The organism is Pseudodesulfovibrio halophilus DSM 5663 (assembly GCF_059568665.1).
This window is the reverse complement of record NZ_JCANTV010000001.1, coordinates 53,815-69,091: the sequence shown is the minus strand read 5'-3', so window position 1 is coordinate 69,091 and position 15,277 is coordinate 53,815. Positions and strand designations below refer to the sequence as shown.

Genomic DNA, 15,277 nt, shown 5'->3' with positions numbered 1-15,277 from the left:
CGGAAAGGTTTAATTCCATTGTGCCTTTTGAGCGCGAGTACAATACAAATGCAATTATAAACCGTCAACGGGGCAGTTGAAATCACATCCTTCAAGCCTCGTGAGGGTTTCTCGGTGCGTGAAGTCGAAATGCAGGGGCGTCAGGGTGATGTACCCCTCGGTCAGCAGGGCGCGGTCCCGGTCCGGGCTGATGGACTCGGGCGGAATCTCGCCGTCGAGCCAGTAATACGGGCGGCCGCGCGGGTCGGTGCGGGTGTCGTAGAAGTCGCGGTAGCAGGCGCGGGTGTGGGGACAAACCCGGAGGCCGCGGCTTTCGCCGGGCTGGCATTTGGGGTAGTTCAGGTTCATGACGCATTTGTCGGGCAGGTCGCTCCAAGGAATCTTCGGGATAAGGCCGACAGCGTGGCGGGCCTGTGCCGAGAGATCGCCGGGGTTGAAGTCGTCGTAGGAGACTGCCAGCGACGGGTGGCTCATGAGTGCTCCTTCGGTTGCGGCGGAGACGGTTCCCGAGTAAAGGATGTCCACGCCCACGTTGGCGCCGGCGTTGATTCCGGAGAGCACGAGGTCCGGCGGGCCGTCGAGCAGCGTCGAGAGCGCCAGCTTGACGCAGTCCACCGGCGTGCCGTACACCCCTTGGCCCTTGAACCCGTCTTCCTGAAAGTCCTTGACCTTCAGCGGCATGCTCAGGGTCACGGCGTGTCCCACCGCAGACTGTTCGGTGACCGGGGCCACCACGCGGACGTCGTGTCCGGCCTCGATGAGCGCAGCGTAAAGCGCCCTGAGGCCGACGGCCTGAATGCCGTCATCGTTGGTAAGCAGTATCTTCATTGGTGCTCCGAATTTGACAATTCGTGTGAAATCAGGTTCATAATGCGTACAGCGCGGCACGGTCGCGCTCCTCGCCGGGACGGGTCCCGTTTTCGGCGGGGTACCCCAACTTCCAACCAATGGCAACAGCAGTGACACAAAAGTCGCATTACATACGAGACATCACGCCCGGCGAACGGGTGCGCGACCTCTTTCTCGTGGCCCGGGCAGATCTGGCCCAGTCCCGCAACGGACCCTACTGGAACCTTCTCCTGCAGGACTGCAGCGGGCAGGTGGAGGCCAAGATATGGAATCCGCTCAGTCAGCAGTTTCAGGCCATCGACACCGGCAGTATCGTTATGGCCGAGGGGCTGGTGGAAACCTATCGGGACAAGCCGCAGCTCAAGATCGATTTTCTGGACATGAGTCCTTCGGAGAACGGGCACGACCTCGCCATGTTCATGCCCGCGGCGGATCGTCCGGCCGAGGAGATGATGGAGGAGCTCGAGGACCTCATACTCGAGCACATGCAGCACAAGCCGTGGAAGAAATTTTGCCGCAAGGTGCTTCGCGATCAGGAAATCCGCCGCCGCATGCTCGCCGCTCCGGGGGCCAAGACAGTGCATCACGCCTACGTCGGCGGACTGCTTGAGCACACCCTCGGCGTTGCCAAGCTGTGCATGTCCATGTGCGACGTGTACCCGGAGCTCGACCGCCAGACCCTGCTTGCCGGAGCCGTCTTCCATGACCTTGGCAAGGCTTGGGAGCTGACCATGGGCCCGGCGCACGAGTACACGGACGAAGGCAAGCTGCTCGGTCACATCCAGATGGGACAGGAGCGGCTCGAGCCGTTCTTGCGGCGGGCCAAGGACCTTGAGGACGGCCTCAAGCTGCACCTGCGGCACCTGATCACCAGCCATCACGGTGAGCACGACTTCGGCTCTCCCATCCGGCCAAAGACGCCCGAGGGCTTCGCCCTGCACTTCGCGGACAACATGGACGCCAAGATGAACATGATCGACAAGGCCTATGCCGACATGGATCAGACCGGCGCCGAATGGTCTCCGTATCTGCGCTTTCTTGAGCGCGATATCTACCGAGCACCCAAAACGCCCGATCCTTTGCGGGAGAAGGCCAAGAAGGTCAAGAACCAATGTTTATTACCTTTGAAGGGATAGAAGGCACCGGCAAGACCACCCAGATACGCATGCTCAAGGAGTATCTGGAGTCCAGTGGACGGGAGGTGCTGCTGACCCGCGAGCCGGGCGGCAGCCGCGTGGGTACCGAGCTTCGCAAAATGCTGCTGCACGTGGAAAGCAAGGACCTGACTTCGCTGGCCGAGCTTTTCCTTTATCTTGCCGACCGCGCCCAGCACGTGGCGCAAGTCATTCGCCCCGCGCTGGAACAAGGAAAGGTGGTCATCAGCGACCGTTTTGCCGACTCCACGGTGGTCTATCAGGGCTACGGGCGCGGGCTCGACCCCAAGATGCTGCATGAGCTGAACGAGGTGGCCGTGGACGGCACATGGCCGCAGCTGACCCTGCTGCTGGATTTGGACGCCGACACCGGGCTGCGCCGCGCCATGACTCGCAACATGCAGGACGGCAAGTCGCAGGAGGAAGGCCGGTTCGAGGCCGAACACATATCCTTTCACAACCGAATCCGAGAGGGCTATCTCACGTGGGCCGCGCTCAAGAAGGACCGGTTCAAGGTCGCCGACGCCTCCGGCACGCCCGAAGACGTTTTCGAGAAGGTGCGGCGTTTCGTGGATCAGCGTCTGGAAGAAGTGTAAGAGTAAATTATTCCGATTGATTGGAAGCCCCGGATGGACCGACTCGGCCTCAATGCCGTCTCGGTCCATTTTCTTCTGTTATTTCTCATGCTTTGTGCTAGGGTAACGATTCCTGATATGGATAGAACCGCTTGATACGGAGAGGATTGTTGAGTCAGCGTCCGCCCCTGCCGGTAAAGGCTCTGTCTGACCGGCGAAATGTCATCATCGATACACTCAAGTATCTGGCCGTGATGGCTCTCATCTGTTGGGGGCTGTATTCGGCTTCCGAAACGCTGGGGTATAACTGGCAGTGGTACCAGGTGCCCAAGTACCTGTTCACCATGGATGACGGGTTCGTGCCCGGGCCCCTGCTCGAGGGGCTGTTCGTCACGTTCCGAATTACGGCGGTCAGCATGGGGATGGCCTTCGTCATAGGGCTGGGCACGGCGCTCTGCCGCATGTCGTCCTATGTCTCACTGCGGCTCATCGCCCGCTGCTACATGCAGATCATCCGCAACTCGCCGTTGCTCATCCAGCTGTTTTTCATCTATTTCGTGCTGGCACCGGTCCTTGACATGAGCGCATTCTGGGCCGCGGTGCTCTCGCTGAGCCTGTTCGAGGGAGCCTATGCCTCGGAGATATTCCGTGCGGGCATCACCTCCATCGACAGCGGGCAGTTCGACGCGGCCAAAGGGCAGGGGATGCCACCGTTCGTCATGTACGTGCATGTCATCCTGCCGCAGGCCATCAGGCGCATCCTGCCGCCGCTCACCGGGCAGGTGGTCTCGCTGGTCAAGGACTCCGCGCTGGTCAGCACCATCGCCATCATGGATCTGACCATGCAGGGGCAGAACATTATCGCGGAGACCTTCCTGACATTCGAAATCTGGTTTACGGTGGCGGTCATGTATCTCGCCGTGACCCTGACCCTTTCGCGACTGGCGGCCGTTATGGAAAAACGGCTGATGCTTACATAAATCAAATCAATCAAGGAGTTGACCATGACAATCTGGAGAACCATCGCCACCGGTCTTGCGACCCTGATCGTGATCCTCGGCGTGTCCCACGTTTCCCTTGCCGCAGGGGATGCAAGACAGGAGCTCGCCAAAGCGAGCACGCTGGAAGCGGTCATGCAGCGTCAGGCCATCAGAGTCGGCTTCGACACGTTCAAGCCGTGGGCCATGAAGGACAAGAGCGGCAAGTACGTCGGTTTCGAGATCGACGTGGCCAGAAAGCTGGCCGAGGACATGGGCGTCAAGCTCCAGCTGGTCCCCACGCAGTGGAACGGCATCATCCCGGCACTCCTCGGCGGCAAGTTCGACATCATCATCGGCGGCATGAGCGTCACTCCCAAAAGAAACCTCAAGGTCAACTTCTCCATCCCCTACGAGTATTCCGGCATGAGCATCGTCGCCAACACCGGCAAGGCCGGTGGGCGGGATTCCATCAAGGAATTCAACAACCCAGACACGGTGGTTTCCGTTCGCATGGGTACCACCGCGCACGTCGCCGCCAAGAACTTCCTGCCCAAGGCGACCCTCAGGGTCTTCAGCGACGAATCCCAGACCATTCAGGAGCTGCTGAGCGGACGCGCGCACGCGCTGGTTGCCTCCAATCCGCTGCCTGAAACACTTGCCGGGGAATACCCGGACAAGCTGGAACTGCCTTTGGAAGAAGACTTCACGCGTGAACCCATCGCCTTTGCCGTCCGCAAGAGCGACTACGACTTCACCAACTTCCTGAACAACTGGATTCGTGTGAATTTCTCCAGCGGCTGGCTCCAGAACCGGTATGACTACTGGTTCAAGTCCAAGGAATGGGAATCCCAGCTGCAATAGCGATTCGTTTTGAATAAAACAGATTCGCTTCGGGCGAAAAAACTGTTCCGGCCGCTCGACGTCTTCGTCCTGCTGGCGGCTGCCGGGGCGGGCGCATGGTTTGTCTACGAGACCACCGTGGCCCTCGACTACAATTGGAAATGGTCGATCATCCCCCAGTATCTGCTGCGCACGGACGAGGCGTCGGGCGAGCTTGTGCCCGGCCTGCTGCTGCAGGGCCTCTTCACCACGCTCAGGCTCAGTCTGTGGGGAGGACTGGTTGCGACCGTCCTCGGGCTGGTGTTCGGCCTCATGCGCGTGAGCCCTAAGCTGTTCTTCCGACAGCTCTCGGTCACCTATGTGGAGCTTGTGCGAAACACGCCGCCGCTGGTTATCGTGTTCGTCTTCTACTTCTTCATTGGCGATCAGATACTGACGCTGCTCAGTGTGGACAGGTTGGTGGCATGGCTTTCCACGGAGTCGAGAACGGTCGTGCCGTTTCTCTTCGGGCCGGTGGAGCAGCTGCCGCAGTTCGTTTCCGCCACCATCACCATCGGGCTGTTCGAAGGCGCCTACATTGCCGAGATCGTCCGTGCAGGGGTGGAGTCGGTGGAAAAAGGGCAGTGGGAGGCGTCGGCGTCGCAGGGGCTTTCGCGCTATCAGCAGCTGCGGCACATCGTTCTGCCGCAGGCGCTGCGCCGGATGCTGCCCGCTCTGGCGGGGCAGTTCATCTCAACCATCAAGGACTCGTCCATCGTGGCGATCATATCCATTCAGGAGCTGACGTTTCAGGGGCTGCAGATCATGGCCGCCACCTACAGGACGTTCGAGGTTTGGATCACCATTCTCGCACTGTATTTCGTGCTGACGTTCATCTGTTCCACTGCAGTGGATGCTCTGGAGCGCAAGCTGAACTACGGCCGTCCACGGCTTTGACAGCATCGACCGAAAAGAGCATAAGGTAGTTTCGCTTCAGGGATACCGATATGGAGTACCCCTTGCGAATCTCGAAACAAAGATTATTCCGGAGGCCTTCATGAGCAAGGACGTCAAGGTTTACGCACTCAGCACCTGTATTCACTGCAAGAACGCCAAGAAATACCTCGACGAATGCGGGGTGAAATACGACTGTACCTTCGTGGATCAGCTTGAAGGCGATGAACGTCGCGAGACCATCGAGCAGATCAAGGGGCACAACCCCGCAGTGTCCTTCCCGACCATCGTCATCGGCGACAGCGTTGTGGTGGGTTTCAACAAGGACAAGATCAACAAGGCTCTGGAGGACTAGGAATGGAGGTCCGAGAGCTTTATGAGAGCCTGAAGAAACTTCAGGAGCCCAAGGGATATTATTTCAACGAAGACGAAGAGATGACGTTCCCGCTTCTGGAGAGCCTGTTGATCAACAAGGAGAGGCTGGGCTACATGGCCTGTCCTTGCAGGCTCGCCAATGGGAATTTCGAGGCGGACAAGGACATCATATGTCCCTGCGTCTACCGCGAGGCGGACGTTGAGGAGTATGGCGCCTGCTTCTGCGCGCTCTATGTCTCCAAGGAATGGAACGAAGGCAAGATCGAAAAAGAGGTGGTGCCTGAACGGCGTCCGCCGGAGAAGATTGTCTTTTGATGAAAAAAAGCCCCGGCACCCCGGGGCTTTCGTTTATACAGCGTATTTTCTCGAATTTCTGAACTGGAGTTCGCGAAGGATGACACGTTCGTACTCCGGATTGACCTCTGAGTCGTTTTGTCCGAAGTTTTCAACGTGTCTCGCCAGTTCCTGGGTTTCCATCCAGAAATCCAGAAGTTCCTCATCTTCAAGACATTTCACCTGCTCTTCAAGAGAGATGTTGTCGTCGGAGCTTGCGTAGTATCCCATACGGATCAGGCCCTCTTTGCTGAATTGTCAGAGAATCGGGTCGGTTAGCGTTTTGCTGTCGCATACGTTAGTCTCAAAGGGCGATTGCGTCAACTCCAAAACGACCTGATTATAACGCGTCGGCGAAATGCGATGAAACGCGCATGTGAGTTGACAAAACGCCTGCTCCTTGCCATTTTTTCATTGGCTATACAAACGCATGCCCGAACGGCGGTTTGCCCATCACAGACACCGAGAGGATTCCGCATCATGGAAGTTGAAGAAAACGATGTACAGCATCAGGACGCAGAGCTGATTCAGCTTGTCACGTTCACCATCGGTCACGAGGAGTTCGCGGTGGATATCCTGCGGGTTCAGGAAATCATCCGGACCATGGATATCACCAATGTCCCCAGGGCCCCCGAGTTCGTCGAAGGCGTCATCAATCTGCGCGGCAAGGTCATCCCCATCGTGGATCTGCGCCGTCGGTTCGGGTTGGAGTCCCGCAAGCACGACAAACACACCCGCATCATCGTCATCGAGATCAACATGATGATCGTCGGCTTCATCGTGGATTCCGTCTCCGAAGTGCTGCGGATACCTTCCGGAACCATCGAACCGCCGCCGCCGGTTGTTTCCGGTCTCGAGTCGGAATACATCAGCGGCGTGGGACAGCTGGAAGAGCGACTCCTCATTCTACTCGACCTCGACCAGCTGTTGAGTAACGAGGAAAAGGAAGCCTTGAACAAGGTTTAAATATCGAGATCACCAGGACCCGAAAGCCGCCTTTCGCCGGATGCGCAAGGCGGTTTTTTCGCGTTTCCGCTCACTGGTGAGTGGGAGAGCAAGTGCAGCCGAAAGAACTACAGGAATTTCTGCGCGGCAAGACCGACAGCCTGCGCATTTTCAAGAGCGGTCCCGGTACCAGGGCGCTGCTTGCCCGTGAGCTCGTGGACCGTGGCGAGAACGTCGTGCTGGTTGTGCCGGGCGCACGGGAACTCAAGGAGTCCCGTGCGCTGCTGGGTATGACCCTGCCGGGAGGCGAGGATCCGAACGCTCCGGCATGGGATCAGGGGCTGGCCGTCCTGCCCCCGTATCCCGCGGCGCGTCCGCGACCGGAAGAATGGGCCGAGCGCTGGGCCGCCATGCACAGCCTTGTATACGGCAGGCGGCCCATGTGTCTGCTCATGACCGTGGACAACTTCATGGCCCGCTGGCCCGATCCTGCCACGCTTGAGAACTGTTGGCTGCCGCTTTCCAAAGGGGACGACCTTTCCCCCGAGATGATCCTCGAGCAGGCCGTGAGCTGGGGGTACACCCGGACCAAGATGGTTTCCGGCCCCGGGCAGGCCGCGCTTCGCGGGGATATCCTCGACATCCACGCGCCCGGATACCCCATGCCGTTGCGGCTGGAGTTTTTCGGCGACACGTTGGAGGACATCCGCCTCTTCGACGGCCCTTCTCAGCGTTCCAAGGCCGACCTCACGGAAGCCATGCTGCTGCCTGTGTCGCCCGGCATCGCTGCAGATCCGCACGCATCAGCTGCCCGCAAGCTGTGGGAAGAGTACCGCACCCGCGGCGAGATGGGGGCCGATGACGAGAAGTTTCTCCGCGAAAAACTCGACCAGTCCGACGCAAGCGTCTGGCCTGGGTTGTTTTATCCAGAGGCCGGAGGCATCGAAAAGCTCTTCCCGTCGAAGACCGCGTTCATCCTTGCCGAAGGCGGGGAACTTCGGGAGCGAATTGAAGATGCCGAGCGCAACTGGCGCGGATTTCTTGAATCCGAAGAGCGTGAGCACGGCCGCCGCTGGCCGCTTTCCGCTCTGTGCCGGACGCCTGAGAGCGCCCGTGGAGCGTGGCGTGACGGTCGCCAGCTTGTTTTCGAGGAACTGGTCATCGGCACGGAAAAGAAGGGCATAGATCTGCCGGAGCGGTCCCTTGGCGAATTTGCGGACATCTTCTGGCAGCCCGAGCATCAGCGCAGGCCGTGGCAGGCACTCATGGAGGGCATCAAGGAATGGAACAGGGCGGGGCAGACCACCGTCCTCGGCTTCCGCACCGACCGGTCCCGCAACCGTTTCCTGAGCCTCGCAGAGCCCGAGCGGATTCCCTTCGGCCTCGGTTTTGATCCCGGAAAAGAAGGCACGTCGGCCGTCGTCTCCGGCTTTCGCAACGGCGTGGAAATCGAGTGGGCCGACATCAGACTGCTCGGCGAGGGTGTGCTCCAGCCGGAGGCACCCAAGTCGCACCGCGCACGCGACAAGGCCTTCAAGGGCCTGACCGCATACGAGGACCTCTCCGACGGCGATCTTCTGGTGCATCGCGATTACGGTCTTTGCCGCTACGGCGGACTGCACCACATGAAACTCGGCGACGTGGCCAACGATTACCTGCTGTTGGATTTCGCCGGAGACGACAAGCTCTATCTGCCCGTTGACCGGCTCAAGCTCGTGCAGCGCTTCAAGGGGCCGGAAGGGGCGAGCCCGGCACTGGACAAGCTGGGCGGCACCCGCTGGAAAGCCACCACGGCCCGCGTCCGCAAGGCCATCGAAAAGATCGCGCACGAGCTTGTCGAGATGTACGCCTACCGCCGCGTGACCAAGGGATTCAGCTACGGTCCGCTGGACGAGATGTACCACGATTTCGAGGTCGGTTTCGGGTTCGAGGCCACGCCGGATCAGGAGAAGGCGATCCGCGACGTTTTCGAGGACATGGAAAAGCCCGAACCCATGGATCGGCTGGTCTGCGGCGATGTGGGCTTCGGCAAGACCGAGGTCGCTCTCCGGGCCGCGTTTCGGGCCGCGATCGAAGGGCGTCAGGTGGCGCTGCTCTGTCCCACGACCGTTCTGGCGGAACAGCATTACCAGACGTTCCTGCGCCGCATGGAAGACTTCCCGCTGCGTATCGGCATGCTCAGCCGGTTCGTGGACCGCAAGCGCCAGAAGACGGTGCTCGAAGCTGCGGCAAGGGGCGAGATAGACATCCTTATCGGCACGCACCGCCTGCTCTCCAAGGATGTTGAAATGCCCAACCTCGGCCTGCTCATCCTGGACGAGGAGCAACGGTTCGGTGTGCGGCACAAGGAACGGCTCAAGCAGTTCCGCAACACCATCGACGTGCTGACGCTTACGGCAACGCCAATTCCGAGGACGCTTCAGCTTTCCCTGTCCGGCCTCCGGGGGCTGTCCGTCATCGAGACGCCGCCGGAGGACCGCAAGCCGGTGCAAACCGGCATCCTGACGCGCGAAAAGGCCGAGCTGCGTGGGATCCTCCAAAGAGAGCTTGAGCGCGGCGGACAGGTGTTCTGGGTCTACAACCGCGTGGAGGGACTGGAGCGTGCCGCCGAGTACGTGCGCGAGCTGGTACCCGAGGCGCGCATCGGCATGGCGCACGGCAAGATGACCGAGAAGAAGCTGGAAGAGACCATGCACGGCTTCTGGCACGGGGAGCTTGATGTGCTCGTCTGCACCGCCATCGTCGAGTCGGGGCTGGATTTTCCCAACGCCAACACCCTTATCGTGGATCAGGCCCAGATGTTCGGCCTCGGTCAGCTCTATCAGCTACGCGGCAGGGTGGGCCGCAGCGAGCGTCAGGCATATGCCTATTTCGTGGTTCCCTCGCTGGACGACCTGCAGGAAAAAGTCCGGAAACGCTTGCGGATCATTCTCGATCTGGATTATCTCGGTGCCGGGTTCAAGGTCGCCATGGAAGACCTCAGGCTCCGTGGAGCGGGGAACATCCTGGGCGAAACGCAGTCGGGACAGATCGCGCGCGTTGGGCTGGACCTTTTCCTCGAAATGCTGGAGGAAGAAGTGCGACGCGTTCGCGGCGAGGTCTCTGCCAAGGCTTCCGAGCCGGAGCTGAATTTCGTATTCGAGGCACATATCCCGAGTGACTATGTGCCCGACTCGCGCGAACGTCTGCGGTACTACAAGGCGCTTTCGGGGGCGGCCAACGACGCCGAGCTCGCCGAGCTGGAGGCTGAGCTGAAGGACCGGTTCGGCAGCCTGCCGGAGCAGGTGGACACGTTCATCGGCGTCCTCACGCTCAAGCAGACGCTGGCGCGACTTCAGGCCGAGAGGGCCGAGCTGTATCCCGGACGCGCCGTGATCTCCTGGGAAGAGGGCGCCGGACCGTTTACGCCGGAAAGCCTTGTGGCGTGGGCTTCGGCGCGTGAAGAACGGGCGCGCCTCATGCCGCCGGCACGCATCGAACTGCGCTACGCCGAGGGGGACTCGGTGCGCGAAGCTCTTGAGGCTGCGGCAGTCGAGCTGGACGCACTGGCCGACGAGCGGCCCAACCAATTGACCGAAACGGAATCGAAATGAAACGATTTATCCTCATAGTGACCGCCCTGATCGTCCTGTTGACGGGCTGCTCTCATGACCCCACGGAAGTCGGTGTCGTGGCGCGCGTGAACGGCGAGCCCATCATGCTGGATACTTTGGAATATCTGCATGACCTGCAGTCTCTCGGACAGGAGGGGATGTCCATTCCGAGCGTCGAGATGCTGCGCGAGGAGTACAGCGACATTCTGGCGGACCTGATCGTCGCCGAGCTGGTGCGGCAGGAGCTCGAGAAGCTCGACCTTGCCGTGACCGAGCAGGAGATGCAGGACGCCGAGAACGAAGTGCGCTCGGACTACCCCGAAGGGGAGTTCGAGACGCTCATCCGCGAGCAGTACATCGATCTGGATCACTGGCGCGATCAGGTGCTGGACCAGCTCGCCACGCGCAAGTTCATGCAACAGGTGCTGCGTCCCCGCATCAAGATCGACTACAAGGAGGCCGAGGCCTACTACAAGTCGCACATCGCGGATTTTGTCATGCCCGCCTCCATGCGCCTGTTGGTGATTCGCGGACCAAATCGGCAATTGGTCGAAGGCGCGGTTGCCAAGTTTCGCGACGAGCGGGACAAGGAGGCGCTGCGCACGGCCTTTACCGAGCTTGAGGTTCGGGAGCTGGTCATGAACGAGAAGCGACTTCCGGCCATCTGGGGCGCGGCGCTCAAAGGGCTGGAAAAGGGACAGAGCAGCGGCGTCATCAAGGAGAAGTTCGGTTACGAGGCTCTCGTCGTGCTCGAGCGGACGCCGGAGAAAGTGCTCAGTCCCACGCAGGTGTATCCCCTTGTGGAAGAGGTCCTGCTGGAACGCAAGGTGGAGGCGGCCTTCAACAAGTGGCTTGAGAAGGCCGTTTCTCAGGCCGAGATCAAGATCAGCAGGCACCTTCTGCGCGAGGCAGCGGAAGAGGCCCCCGACAACGCCACGAAAGAGTAGCCGGCAGTATTGCAGAGCGGGCCCAAACGGTCTAAAGTACCGCGAAAAAATCCCCCCTGTGCTCGACGGGGAAACGGAGTTGAAAAGAATGCGCAAAATTGCAGCATTGACCATAGGCATCCTTCTGATTTTCGTCTCCTCGGCCATGGCCGAAGAGTACGTCTTCGACCGTATCCTCGTTAAGGTGAACGACGGCATCATCACGGAATCCGACCTCCAGATGAAGTTGAAGGACATCAAGAAGAAAGCCGAAGAGCAGGGCAAGGAAATATCCCCCGAGGCCATGAAGCAGATTCGGTCCAAGATTCTGGAAAAAATGGTCGAAGACCTGCTGCTCGATCTGGAGGCGCAGAGCTACGGCATCACGGTGGACGACGAGGACATCGACGAGGAGATCGCCTACATCAAAAGCAAGCAGAATCTCTCGGACGACGACCTGCTTGAGCTTCTCTCGCAGGATGGCCTGACCATCGCGGACTTCCGCGAACAGCTGCGCGACACCATCAAGAAGAACCGCATCGTGAACCACATGGTCCACAACAAGGTGCTGGTTACCGATACGGAGCTCAAGAAGGAATACGAGGAGAATATCGACAAATACTCCACCGGAGAGATGGTTGATATTTCGGTGATCGTCCTGCCTGCGGACGTTGCCAGCGAAGAGGTGCTCAAGCGCATCGGCGACGGTGAGATGACCTTTGCCGAGGCGGCCGACCAGTATTCCATCGGCCCCGGCGCCGGAGATGGCGGCAAGGTCAACGACGTCATGCGGGAGGCGCTCGCCAAGGAGTGGCAGGACGCCCTTAAGGGGCTGGAGACGGGCGAGATGACGGAGCCCACTCTCATCGGCGGCAAGGAGACCATCATCCTGCTTCGTAAAGTCAAACCGGGCAAGGTGACCCCCTTCAAGGAAGTCAAAGACAAGCTCCTCAAGCGCATGATGGGCGAACGTCGCAGGGAAATTTTCGAGGAATACTTCGAGGAACTGCACGAAAAGGCAGTCATTACGTACATGGACAGTAATAAAGGCGGAGAATAAACGGCATGACATTTCAGGAAATGGGCGAGGAGCTCAGAAAGGCGCGCGAAAGCCGGGGCATGTCTCTGGACGAAGTCGTCGAAATCACCAAGATAAGTCGCAGAAACATTGTGGCGCTGGAAGAGGGCAATACCGATCATCTGCCGCACCCGGTCTACGCCAAGGGATTCGTCAGGAGCTACGCTCGGCTGCTCGGGCTCGACGCCGAAGAACTGGCGATGGTCGTGGATCAGATCATTCCTGAGCACGAGGACAACCTCCCCTCCGGGTACGGGGACACCAGAGAGGCCGACAGGGCCCTTGCCGCGCATGAGTCCTCCGGCGGATCCGGCAAAAGCCGGCTGCCCTCCATTCTGCTGTTCATCGTCCTGCTCGCTGCGCTCATAGGCGCGGTCATCTACTTCGGCAAGCTCTACACCGTGCTGGAGCAGCCGACCGCATCGGTGGAAGAACAGGCTGAGACAGCGAGCGCGGATGAATCGGCGGCTGCCCCTGAGCAGCAGGTCGCTCCCGCGCCCGCTTCGGAAGAGCAGCAGGTGGCGGACGCCGTTGACGAGGCGGAGCAAGGTGCAGACAATGCCGCAGAAGCCCCGGTCGCCGACGCTGGCGAGGCCGGGCAGGAAGCGGTTGATGTTGCAGAGTCCGCTCAAGAGGCTGAAACGGTTGCGGCCGAGGCTGTCGAAAAAGCCCCGGCCGCGAGTGAGGCTGATGATGTGGCAAAAACCGTCGAGGCGACGATTCCCGACGACGTCGAGTCCGTTGGGGAGGAGTCTGGCGAGCCGCAGGACCAGTTTCGCTATGCGCACAACATCGTCATCCGCGCAGTGACCGAGGCCGGCACGTGGGTCGGTGTCTGGAAGGGCGACGAGGAAGATCTTTACAGGGATTTCATACTGCAAAACGGGGAACCGCTTCGCCTCAAGTTCAACAGCAAGCGCCGTATCCGCATCGGCAACGCCGGAGGCGTCGAAGTGACGCACAACGGCGAACCCATGGAACTCAATGCGAAAAAGGGCAGCGTCAAGACGCTCGTATTCGATGTCCCCTAACCCGGCGGCTTCATGCGGTCCACCGAAAAAGCCATAGTGCTCAAGGTCGGCCGGTTCCGGGAAGCCGATGCCTGGGTCCGCATCCTGACCCCCACCCACGGAATATTCAACGCATTCGCCTTCGGAGGGCTTCGCAGCCGCAGACGCTTCACTGGCTGCCTCGACACCCTCAACCACGTTCTCTTTTCCATAGCGGCCAACAAGACCGGCACCTATTACTCCCTTGAAGAAGGATCGTTGATTCACGGTTTTCAGGAGGTCAAGAAGAACCCTGCCGTGCAGGGGCTGGCGATCAACTGCGTGCAGTTCGCGCGGATGCTTGACCCTTCGCCGGGGCAGGATTCGCGCATTGTCTATGACCTGCTTCTGGAAACGCTGGAGATGTTGGAGGAGAAGCTGCCTTCCGGCGATATGGTGCCGTTTTTGTTCCGTGCCAAGGCGGCGTTCGATCTCGGATATCGTCCGGCCTTCGATATCTGCGCCTCGTGCGGAAAGGAAGCAGAGGGCATGCGCGCTCCGCTGGTGAGCGTGGAGTCCGGACAGGTGTTCTGCGCCGCTTGTCAATCGCGGCGGAAAGCGGTAGACGGAGTGGTTCGCCGGGTCTCGCCGGGAGTCCTCAGGTCATTGGAATGGATCCGGAACTCCCGCCCCGCCGACTGGGCGCGTCTCGGCATGACAGCGGACGTGGCCCGTCAAAGCCGCCGCCTCATCGAGGCGTTCGTTGCCTACCACCTCGGGCTCCAATGGGAGAACGGGTATTACAAAAAGGTTTGATTCGGAGTTATTGAATGAATTTTCAGGATGTTATTCTGACCCTGCAGGATTTCTGGTCCAAAAACGGCTGCGTCGTCACTCAGCCCGTTGATATCGAGGTGGGCGCGGGGACCTTCAACCCCTCCACCTTTTTCCGGGTGATCGGGCCGGAGCCATGGAACGTGGCCTATGTCGAGCCTTCCCGCCGTCCCACCGACGGGCGTTACGGGGAGAACCCGAACCGTTTACAGCATTACTTCCAGTTTCAGGTGATCCTGAAGCCTTCGCCCGACAATGTGCAGGAGCTGTATCTGGAGAGCCTCGCCGCGCTTGGCATCAAGGCCGATGAGCACGACGTCCGTTTCGTGGAGGACGACTGGGAGTCCCCGACGCTCGGCGCATGGGGCCTCGGCTGGGAAGTCTGGCTCAACGGCATGGAGATTACGCAGTTCACCTACTTTCAGCAGGTGGGTGGCATCGACCTCAAGCCGGTGAGCGTGGAGCTGACTTACGGGCTGGAGCGCATTTGCATGTACCTGCAGGAAAAGGAATCCGTCTACGACCTGCAGTGGAACGACCGGGTCACCTACGGCGATGTCTACCACCAGAACGAGGTGGAGATGTCCAGATACAATTTCGAGCTGTCCAATCAGGACATGCTTTTCGACCTGTTCGACAAGTTCGAGGCCGAGTGTCTGAACCTGTGCGAAGAGGGACTGCCTTGGCCCGCGTACGATTACTGCCTCAAGTGCTCGCACAGCTTCAACCTGCTGGACGCCCGGGGCGCCATTTCCATCACGGAACGGGCCGCCTATATCGGTCGCGTGCGCAATCTGGCCTCGAAGATCGCCCACCTCTACGCCGCGCAGCGCGAGGAAATGGGTTATCCAATGCTGGGTAAATAACGGCGGC

16 protein-coding genes are annotated in these 15,277 nt (G+C 59.9%); 14 read left to right on the top strand and 2 right to left on the bottom strand.

The genetic code is table 11. From position 1 onward, the window contains the following. Window positions 1-54: 54 nt before the first annotated feature. Window positions 55-828, bottom strand: coding sequence for a 5'/3'-nucleotidase SurE (gene surE / locus BR24_RS00335; RefSeq protein ID WP_496539522.1), 774 nt, complete (start codon window positions 826-828; stop codon window positions 55-57). Window positions 829-947: 119 nt separating this feature from the next. On the opposite strand from surE, the gene BR24_RS00330 reads away from it, so the two are divergent. The 7 genes from BR24_RS00330 to BR24_RS00300 all read left to right on the top strand — a co-directional run bounded on the left by BR24_RS00330 (window position 948) and on the right by BR24_RS00300 (window position 6,021). Next, window positions 948-1,985 carry a 3'-5' exoribonuclease YhaM family protein gene (locus tag BR24_RS00330; RefSeq protein ID WP_496539521.1) on the top strand — a complete coding sequence of 346 codons (1,038 nt, stop codon included), beginning with the start codon at window positions 948-950 and terminating at the stop codon, window positions 1,983-1,985. After that, window positions 1,961-2,599, top strand: a complete 639-nt coding sequence (gene tmk, locus BR24_RS00325; protein ID WP_496539520.1) for a dTMP kinase — start codon at window positions 1,961-1,963, stop codon at window positions 2,597-2,599. Before BR24_RS00330 ends, tmk begins: the two co-directional genes overlap by 25 nt. 146 nt (window positions 2,600-2,745) lie before the next feature. Beyond that, entirely contained in the window at window positions 2,746-3,558 is an 813-nt protein-coding gene (locus BR24_RS00320; protein WP_496539551.1) for an amino acid ABC transporter permease, read from the top strand. A 24-nt stretch (window positions 3,559-3,582) separates the two neighbouring features. Continuing rightward, window positions 3,583-4,419, top strand: a complete 837-nt coding sequence (locus BR24_RS00315) for a transporter substrate-binding domain-containing protein (protein WP_496539519.1) — start codon at window positions 3,583-3,585, stop codon at window positions 4,417-4,419. A 9-nt stretch (window positions 4,420-4,428) separates the two neighbouring features. Then, window positions 4,429-5,334: an amino acid ABC transporter permease gene (locus BR24_RS00310; RefSeq protein WP_496539518.1), complete on the top strand. Its 906-nt coding sequence runs from the start codon at window positions 4,429-4,431 to the stop codon at window positions 5,332-5,334. Between the two features lie 100 nt (window positions 5,335-5,434). Then, window positions 5,435-5,686: a glutaredoxin family protein gene (locus tag BR24_RS00305; RefSeq protein ID WP_496539517.1), complete on the top strand. Its 252-nt coding sequence runs from the start codon at window positions 5,435-5,437 to the stop codon at window positions 5,684-5,686. 2 nt (window positions 5,687-5,688) lie between these two features. Next, a complete protein-coding gene (locus BR24_RS00300) occupies window positions 5,689-6,021 on the top strand; it encodes a ferredoxin-thioredoxin reductase catalytic domain-containing protein (protein ID WP_496539516.1) in 333 nt (110 codons plus the stop codon). Window positions 6,022-6,054: 33 nt separating this feature from the next. Here the strand turns inward: BR24_RS00300 and BR24_RS00295 are convergent, their stop codons facing one another. Continuing rightward, a complete protein-coding gene (locus BR24_RS00295; protein ID WP_018123561.1) occupies window positions 6,055-6,270 on the bottom strand; it encodes a hypothetical protein in 216 nt (71 codons plus the stop codon). Window positions 6,271-6,519: 249 nt separating this feature from the next. Between BR24_RS00295 and BR24_RS00290 the strand changes: the two genes are divergently transcribed. The 7 genes from BR24_RS00290 (at window position 6,520) to glyQ (ending at window position 15,270) form a co-directional block, all read left to right on the top strand. Continuing rightward, window positions 6,520-7,005, top strand: coding sequence for a chemotaxis protein CheW (locus BR24_RS00290; RefSeq protein WP_018123562.1), 486 nt, complete (start codon window positions 6,520-6,522; stop codon window positions 7,003-7,005). 92 nt (window positions 7,006-7,097) lie between these two features. Further along, entirely contained in the window at window positions 7,098-10,577 is a 3,480-nt protein-coding gene (mfd, locus tag BR24_RS00285) for a transcription-repair coupling factor (RefSeq protein WP_496539515.1), read from the top strand. Continuing rightward, the gene (locus BR24_RS00280; protein WP_496539514.1) at window positions 10,574-11,524 is read left to right on the top strand and encodes a peptidyl-prolyl cis-trans isomerase; all 951 of its coding nucleotides are present in this window, start codon (window positions 10,574-10,576) and stop codon (window positions 11,522-11,524) included. The genes mfd and BR24_RS00280 overlap by 4 nt, the downstream gene beginning before the upstream one ends. An 88-nt stretch (window positions 11,525-11,612) precedes the next feature. Continuing rightward, window positions 11,613-12,563 (top strand): SurA N-terminal domain-containing protein, encoded by a 951-nt coding sequence (locus tag BR24_RS00275; RefSeq protein WP_496539513.1) that lies wholly within the window; start codon window positions 11,613-11,615, stop codon window positions 12,561-12,563. A gap of 5 nt (window positions 12,564-12,568) precedes the next feature. Next, the gene (locus BR24_RS00270) at window positions 12,569-13,612 is read left to right on the top strand and encodes a helix-turn-helix domain-containing protein (RefSeq protein WP_496539512.1); all 1,044 of its coding nucleotides are present in this window, start codon (window positions 12,569-12,571) and stop codon (window positions 13,610-13,612) included. Window positions 13,613-13,624: 12 nt separating this feature from the next. Then, on the top strand, window positions 13,625-14,386 hold the full coding sequence (gene recO, locus BR24_RS00265; protein ID WP_496539511.1) for a DNA repair protein RecO: 762 nt from the start codon (window positions 13,625-13,627) through the stop codon (window positions 14,384-14,386). Window positions 14,387-14,400: 14 nt separating this feature from the next. After that, window positions 14,401-15,270, top strand: coding sequence for a glycine--tRNA ligase subunit alpha (gene glyQ / locus BR24_RS00260; protein WP_496539510.1), 870 nt, complete (start codon window positions 14,401-14,403; stop codon window positions 15,268-15,270). Window positions 15,271-15,277: the final 7 nt, after the last annotated feature.

Excerpts from the sequence above, each read along its gene's own strand:
- BR24_RS00290 (WP_018123562.1), top strand. The coding sequence starts at position 6,520 with ATGGAAGTTGAAGAAAACGATGTACAGCATCAGGACGCAGAGCTGATT.
- BR24_RS00300 (WP_496539516.1), top strand. The coding sequence starts at position 5,689 with ATGGAGGTCCGAGAGCTTTATGAGAGCCTGAAGAAACTTCAGGAGCCC.
- BR24_RS00305 (WP_496539517.1), top strand. The coding sequence starts at position 5,435 with ATGAGCAAGGACGTCAAGGTTTACGCACTCAGCACCTGTATTCACTGC.
- tmk (WP_496539520.1), top strand. The coding sequence starts at position 1,961 with ATGTTTATTACCTTTGAAGGGATAGAAGGCACCGGCAAGACCACCCAG.
- surE (WP_496539522.1), bottom strand. The coding sequence starts at position 828 with ATGAAGATACTGCTTACCAACGATGACGGCATTCAGGCCGTCGGCCTC.
- BR24_RS00315 (WP_496539519.1), top strand. The coding sequence starts at position 3,583 with ATGACAATCTGGAGAACCATCGCCACCGGTCTTGCGACCCTGATCGTG.
- BR24_RS00330 (WP_496539521.1), top strand. The coding sequence starts at position 948 with ATGGCAACAGCAGTGACACAAAAGTCGCATTACATACGAGACATCACG.
- BR24_RS00295 (WP_018123561.1), bottom strand. The coding sequence starts at position 6,270 with ATGGGATACTACGCAAGCTCCGACGACAACATCTCTCTTGAAGAGCAG.
- recO (WP_496539511.1), top strand. The coding sequence starts at position 13,625 with ATGCGGTCCACCGAAAAAGCCATAGTGCTCAAGGTCGGCCGGTTCCGG.
- BR24_RS00275 (WP_496539513.1), top strand. The coding sequence starts at position 11,613 with ATGCGCAAAATTGCAGCATTGACCATAGGCATCCTTCTGATTTTCGTC.
- glyQ (WP_496539510.1), top strand. The coding sequence starts at position 14,401 with ATGAATTTTCAGGATGTTATTCTGACCCTGCAGGATTTCTGGTCCAAA.
- BR24_RS00270 (WP_496539512.1), top strand. The coding sequence starts at position 12,569 with ATGACATTTCAGGAAATGGGCGAGGAGCTCAGAAAGGCGCGCGAAAGC.
- BR24_RS00280 (WP_496539514.1), top strand. The coding sequence starts at position 10,574 with ATGAAACGATTTATCCTCATAGTGACCGCCCTGATCGTCCTGTTGACG.